Source organism: Paraburkholderia sp. (assembly GCF_026225065.1).
In the GTDB taxonomy this organism is placed as follows: domain Bacteria; phylum Pseudomonadota; class Gammaproteobacteria; order Burkholderiales; family Burkholderiaceae; genus Paraburkholderia.
Window position 1 is genome coordinate 22,924 of the sequence record NZ_JAMFSB010000138.1, and the last position, 6,279, is coordinate 29,202.

Annotated in this window: 6 protein-coding genes; 4 read left to right on the forward strand and 2 right to left on the reverse strand. The window is 60.1% G+C overall.

The annotated features are described in order from the left end of the window. Positions 1-25: 25 nt before the first annotated feature. Positions 26-478 carry a MarR family winged helix-turn-helix transcriptional regulator gene (locus M0954_RS10710; protein ID WP_122154644.1) on the reverse strand — a complete coding sequence of 151 codons (453 nt, stop codon included), beginning with the start codon at positions 476-478 and terminating at the stop codon, positions 26-28. A gap of 65 nt (positions 479-543) precedes the next feature. After that, positions 544-1,689, reverse strand: coding sequence for a glycerate kinase (locus tag M0954_RS10715; protein WP_297353100.1), 1,146 nt, complete (start codon positions 1,687-1,689; stop codon positions 544-546). A 408-nt stretch (positions 1,690-2,097) separates the two neighbouring features. On the opposite strand from M0954_RS10715, the gene tig reads away from it, so the two are divergent. The 4 genes from tig to M0954_RS10735 form a co-directional block, all read left to right on the forward strand. After that, the gene (gene tig / locus M0954_RS10720; RefSeq protein ID WP_122154646.1) at positions 2,098-3,444 is read left to right on the forward strand and encodes a trigger factor; all 1,347 of its coding nucleotides are present in this window, start codon (positions 2,098-2,100) and stop codon (positions 3,442-3,444) included. A gap of 166 nt (positions 3,445-3,610) precedes the next feature. After that, positions 3,611-4,264 (forward strand): ATP-dependent Clp endopeptidase proteolytic subunit ClpP, encoded by a 654-nt coding sequence (clpP, locus tag M0954_RS10725; protein ID WP_074264769.1) that lies wholly within the window; start codon positions 3,611-3,613, stop codon positions 4,262-4,264. Between the two features lie 179 nt (positions 4,265-4,443). Next, a complete protein-coding gene (gene clpX, locus M0954_RS10730; protein WP_122154647.1) occupies positions 4,444-5,715 on the forward strand; it encodes an ATP-dependent Clp protease ATP-binding subunit ClpX in 1,272 nt (423 codons plus the stop codon). A gap of 185 nt (positions 5,716-5,900) precedes the next feature. Then, positions 5,901-6,279: LON peptidase substrate-binding domain-containing protein (locus tag M0954_RS10735; RefSeq protein ID WP_297353102.1), on the forward strand; the 379-nt coding region annotated here is incomplete at its 3' end.

The window sequence follows — 6,279 nt, forward strand, 5'->3', positions numbered from 1 at the left end:
GCACAACCAATCGCCGCGGAACCTGTTACACCGAGCGCGCCTGCATGCTTTCGATAATGCGGTCGAGCGCGTCGCCGAACGCAGCTTTCTCTTCCTCGTTGAGGCAGTCGAACAGATCGACGTTCCACTTGCGGGCGATCGGCATGATCTTGCGGTACAGCTCGCGTCCGTCAGTGGTCAGCGAAATCAGTACGACGCGCCCGTCCTCTTCGCTCGCTTCGCGTTGCACAAACCCCTGGTTGATCAGCGCTTCAGCCGCGCGGCTTGCCTGACTCTTGTCGAGGTTTGCATGCCGCGCGAGCTCCATGATCGAAAACGGTCCAAACGATCCCACCGACGCAATCACGCGAGCCTCCGGCAACGTCACGCCGAGCTTCTCCTGATAACGCTCGCCGATGCCGCGCTCGGCAAGCTTGTTCAATACGTGCAGACGGTACGTCAGAAACTGTTCGAGCCCGGCTTTGGCGGAGGCCTTCATGGTCGTCCCGATGGTGAGTGAAAGCGATCGTGGCGCTGTGATTGTTGCCGCAACCGCCTCACCGGTCAACGCATGCCGTATCTGAGACGCGTCAGCTGCTCGGCTTCGTTGGCGAGCAAGTGTGCGGCGTCACGAATCGCGACTTCAAGCGTGATCGGGCCGGGCGCTGGCGAGAAGCAGCCGCTGAAATGTTCGGCAAGGCGCGGCAGCGCGGAGGAATCCACTGCGCCCGACAACAGCGTGGCCGGCACGCCTAAGGCGCGCGCATGAGCGCAGGCGATAAACGGCGCCTTGCCGTGCAGCGTCTGGACATCCGAGCGGCCTTCGCCGGTGATCAGCCAGTCCGCCCCATCGAGCGCTGCATCAAGGCCGATCTGGCGAGCGACGGTTTCCGCGCCCGGTTCGAACTGCGCGCCGAGCATATGCAGGGCGAAACCCAGGCCGCCGGCCGCGCCCGCGCCTGGCAGGTTGCGAGCTGTGCGTTGCAGAGCCGGTTCGAGCAGATCCGCGAAGCGGGCGAGGGCAGCGTCGACGCTTGCGATCTGTTCGGGCTTTACCCCTTTCTGCGGCCCGAAGATCGCAGTGGCGCCATGTTCGCCCGTGAGCGGATTGTCCACGTCGGACATGCCGACAAACGACGCATCGGCAAGCCGCGCATCCAGCTGCGATACGTCGATGCGAGCGAGCCGGGCAAGCTGCTCGGGCGTCGGCTCGAGTTCCTCGCCCTGGGCGTCGAACAGCTTCATGCCGAGGCCGGCCAGTAGTCCCGCGCCACCGTCATTCGTGCTGCTGCCACCGAGCGCCACGAAGAAGCGCCGCACGCCGACGTCGAGCAGCGCGCGAATCGCTTCGCCCATACCGCGTGAGCTGCGCGCTTGAACCGGTACACCCATGCCGACCGGATCGGTAATGCCCACGATCTCGGCCGTTTCGATGATCGCGCTACCGTCGCCGAGCAGCCCCGTGGCTGCTTCACGCACTGGACCCGCGGCGCCGCGCACGGTCAGGATGCGGCGCTCGCCGCCGCCGGTCAGCATGGCGTCGAGCGTGCCTTCGCCGCCGTCGGCCATCGGGCAGATACGCACGATGACATCGGGCCGCGCACGCGTTATGCCGGATGCGACGGCTTGCGCCACCTGTTCGGCACTAAGCGAACCTTTAAAAGAATCGGGAGCAATGACGACGACGGGCGCGGACGACAGGTTCGGCATGGTGTCTCTTGATAGTTGAAATCGGTGCGGAGGCGGTGCAGGCGGGCGCGAGCCCAACGCGTTCGCTAGCTTATCAGCATGCCGCGCGCGACTGAATACGTCGAACGGCATAGCCGGCATGGAGTGACCGAAGCGGCGTAAACACCGGCGCGGGCCGTCAAAACGGGCCCAAACCGACCCGAAACCAGCACCAAACCGGACAAAAATGGGCGCGGAACTTCGAATCCCGGCTAAGCGCGCGAATAGTTTGCTAAAATATTCGGCTCTTTAGACCCAAACCGTGCTGCCGGTGGCCTGTAAGCCCGCGGCGCAGGCGCTGAATCGATGTGACGCGATGCGAAGCGACGTCGAATAGCGGCACGAAGAAGATAACTGATTCGCTCGAATAATTTTAGGACGATTGAAGCCATGGCTAACGTTGTTGAGAACCTCGGCAAGCTCGAACGCCGCGTCACGATTTCCCTGCCGAAGGACACCGTGCAGAAGGAAGTGGACTCGCGTATCCGCCAACTCGCGAAGAATGTGCGCATGCCGGGTTTCCGCCCCGGCAAGGTGCCGCTCAAGATGGTGACGCAACAGTATTCGGGCCAGGTGGAAGCCGAAGTGCTGAGCGACAAGGTTGGCAAGGAATTCTTCGACATCAGCCGCACTGAGAACCTGCGCGTTGCCGGTCAGCCAAGCTTCGCGCCGAAGGTCGATGCAGCGGAAGGCGACTACGCTTTCGACGCAACCTTCGAGGTGTACCCCGAAGTCAAGCTGGGCGACGTTTCCACGGCTGAGATCGAGCGCACCACGACGACCATCAGCGAAGCGGAAATCGACCGCACGCTGGACATCCTGCGCAAGCAGCGCGTGCATTTCCACGCCCGTGGTGACGCCGGCGAACATGGCGACGGCGGTGCGGACACGGCGGCGAAAGACGGCGACCGCGTGACGGTCGACTTCGCCGGCAAGATCGACGGTGAAGTGTTCCAGGGCGGCAGCGCGGAAGATTTCGCGTTCGTGCTCGGCGAAGGCCGCATGCTGCCGGAATTCGAAAAGGCAGCGCTTGGCCTGAAGGTCGGCGAAGCGAAGGAATTCGACCTGGCGTTCCCGGCCGACTATCACGGCAAGGACGTCGCCGGCAAGACGGCGCAGTTCACGATCACGATGAAGAAGATCGAATGGCCGCATCTGCCGGAAATCGACGCTGAATTTGCCAAATCGCTCGGCATCGAAGACGGCGATCTGGTGAAAATGCGCGCTGAAATCAAGGACAACCTCGAGCGCGAAGCAAAGCGTCGCACGCAATCCATCGTCAAGAACCAGGTGATGGATGCGCTGTTGAAGATTTCGGAACTCGACGTGCCGAACGCGCTGATCGAGCAGGACCAGCTGCGTCTCGTCGAAATGGCGCGCCAGGATCTGACGCAACGTGGTGTGCCGAACGCCGCCGACGCACCGATTCCGGTAGAAATGTTCAAGGAGCAGGCTGAGCGTCGCGTCAAGCTGGGCCTCGTGCTCGCCGAACTGGTCAAGGCCAATGAGCTGCAGGCGAAGCCGGAGCAGATTCGTGCCGAAGTCGACGAATTCGCGAAAAGCTACGAAGACCCGAAGGAGGTCGTCCGCTGGTATTATTCCAACCAGCAGCGCCTTGCAGAAATGGAAGCCTACGTCGTTGAAGCCAACGTCGTTGATTTCGTCCTCAGCAAGGCCAAGGTGACGGACAAGGAAGTGAGCTTCGAAGAGTTGGCAAGCGCAACGGCGCAAGCGTAAGCGTCGCTGCAACGGCGTGCCGGCTGTCGGAGCGACGGCCCGCACGCCGTTTTTTTCTGAAGCGTCGTGTTGAGCGGGGTGCGCCGGGGTCGGCGCACTTGAATATTGCGCTGTCGTACTCACCTGTCCGGTACCTAATAAATATTCCCAGACAAGGATCCATTGCATGACCTTTCGCGCCCAAATGCTGGACACGTTGACCTCCCAGTCGTCCCGGGATCTCGAAGCGCAGGCGCTCGGACTCGTGCCGATCGTCGTGGAAACGAGCGGCCGTGGCGAGCGTTCGTATGACATCTACTCGCGCCTGCTGAAGGAACGCGTAGTGTTTCTGGTCGGCGAAGTGAACGACCAGACGGCCAACCTCGTCGTCGCACAGTTGTTGTTCCTCGAAAGCGAAAATCCGGACAAGGACATCAGCTTCTACATCAATAGCCCGGGCGGCTCGGTTTCGGCCGGGATGGCGATCTACGATACGATGCAATTTATCAAACCGGACGTGTCGACCCTGTGCATGGGCCTCGCGGCCAGCATGGGCGCGTTCCTGCTGGCGGCCGGCGCAAAGGGCAAGCGCTTCACGCTGCCCAATGCACGCGTGATGATTCACCAGCCGCTTGGCGGCGCACGTGGCCAGGCATCGGATATCGAGATCCAGGCCCGTGAAATCCTGTATTTGAAGGAACGGTTGAACCAGTTGCTGTCGCATCACACCGGTCAACCGGTCGAGCGGATCGCACGCGACACCGACCGCGACAACTTCATGTCCGGCGATGACGCCCAGGCGTACGGCCTGGTCGACCAGGTGTTGCACAAGCGGCCATGATCTGGCGTGTTTTCGCCCCGGTTTTGAGGGCGAGAACACGCACGTTTATGGTGTGAAATAATTAGAGTCGTCCAAACGCCTGCGGCAAGCGCCGTCACTGCTTTTGCTCATTCGCCTCAACTGCGAGGCAGGGGCAAACGGCGTATCATGTAATCGAGTGTCCGGAGGCTCACACATCTATGGCGGACAAGAAAGGTTCTAACAGCGAAAAGCTGTTGTATTGCTCGTTCTGCGGCAAGAGCCAGCATGAAGTCAAAAAGCTGATTGCCGGCCCGTCGGTGTTCATCTGTGATGAATGTATCGACCTGTGCAACGAAATCATTCGTGACGAGGCGGCGGGCGCGGGCATTGAAGCCGGTCTGTCCAAGTCCGATCTGCCGAGTCCGCAGGAAATCCGCGAAATTCTCGATCAGTATGTAATCGGGCAGGAACGCGCGAAGAAGATCCTTGCAGTGGCCGTTTACAACCACTACAAGCGCCTCAAGCATCTCGACAAGAAGGACGAAATCGAGCTCTCGAAGAGCAACATCCTGCTGATCGGCCCGACCGGTTCCGGCAAGACCCTGCTCGCGCAGACGCTTGCTCGCCTTCTGAACGTCCCGTTCGTTATTGCTGACGCAACGACGCTGACGGAAGCCGGCTATGTCGGTGAAGACGTCGAGAACATCATTCAGAAGCTCCTGCAGAACTGCAACTACGAAGTCGACAAGGCTCAGCGCGGCATTGTTTACATCGACGAAATCGACAAGATCAGCCGCAAGTCGGACAACCCTTCGATCACCCGCGACGTATCGGGCGAGGGTGTCCAGCAGGCCTTGCTGAAGCTGGTCGAAGGTACGATGGCGTCGGTGCCGCCGCAAGGTGGTCGTAAGCATCCAAACCAGGACTTCATCCAGGTCGACACTACTAATATTCTGTTCATCTGCGGCGGCGCGTTCGACGGCCTTGAAAAGGTCATCGTCGACCGTACGGAAAAGACGGGCATCGGTTTTGGGGCCAGCGTCAAGAGCAAGCAGGACCGCGATGCGGGCGAAGTGCTGCGCGAAGTCGAACCGGAAGATCTGATCAAGTTCGGGCTGATTCCTGAACTGATCGGCCGTCTGCCGGTGGTCGCTACGCTCGGCAAGCTCGACGAAGTGGCGCTGATGAAGATTCTCGTCGAGCCGAAGAACGCGCTCGTGAAGCAGTATCACAAGCTGTTCAGCATGGAACGCGTCGAACTCGAGATTCGTCCCGGTGCATTGCAGGCGGTCGCACGCAAGGCAATCCGTCGGAAGACGGGTGCGCGTGGTCTGCGCTCCATTCTGGAACAGGCGTTGCTGGATGTGATGTACGAGTTGCCGACGATGAAAGGGGTTAGCAAGGTCATCATCGACGACAACGTCATCGAAGGCGACGGTAAACCTCTACTGATCTACGAAGACGCACCCAAGGTTGCGGGTTCGAATTGATCGGCTTTAAAGGTTTTGCAAAAAAAGCCGTTCATGGCAACGTGGACGGCTTTTTTGTTTATCTTGGGTTAGGATGGTTGTGTTTCCTTTGGAGTCACTGAACTTTTCCCACACGCGGAGGCCTTGTAATCGTTTTTGCAGGCCTCACCTATCGAACGAACTGATACCACTCATGGGGAAATGAAATGTCAGGAACCCAACTCCTCCCGCCGGAACGCACTACGCTCCCGCTGCTCCCGCTGCGTGATGTAGTCGTTTTCCCGCACATGGTGATTCCGCTCTTCGTAGGCCGCCCGAAGTCGATCAAGGCTCTCGAAGCAGCAATGGAAGGCGGCAAGCACATCATGCTCGTCGCCCAAAAGACGGCTGCCAAAGATGAGCCGACCGAAAAGGACATGTACGAAGTAGGGTGTATTGCCAACATCCTGCAAATGCTGAAGCTGCCGGACGGTACCGTGAAGGTGCTCGTCGAAGGCTTGCAGCGTGCGAAGACGCTCTCGATCGAAGAGCAGGAAACCCAGTTTTCGTGCGAAGTCATGCCGCTCGAACCCGACCACGCCGACA

Bases quoted from the DNA above. Each gene is read 5' to 3' on its own strand.
- M0954_RS10710 (WP_122154644.1), bottom strand. From the start codon at position 478: ATGAAGGCCTCCGCCAAAGCCGGGCTCGAACAGTTTCTGACGTACCGT.
- M0954_RS10715 (WP_297353100.1), bottom strand. From the start codon at position 1,689: ATGCCGAACCTGTCGTCCGCGCCCGTCGTCGTCATTGCTCCCGATTCT.
- tig (WP_122154646.1), top strand. From the start codon at position 2,098: ATGGCTAACGTTGTTGAGAACCTCGGCAAGCTCGAACGCCGCGTCACG.
- clpP (WP_074264769.1), top strand. From the start codon at position 3,611: ATGACCTTTCGCGCCCAAATGCTGGACACGTTGACCTCCCAGTCGTCC.
- clpX (WP_122154647.1), top strand. From the start codon at position 4,444: ATGGCGGACAAGAAAGGTTCTAACAGCGAAAAGCTGTTGTATTGCTCG.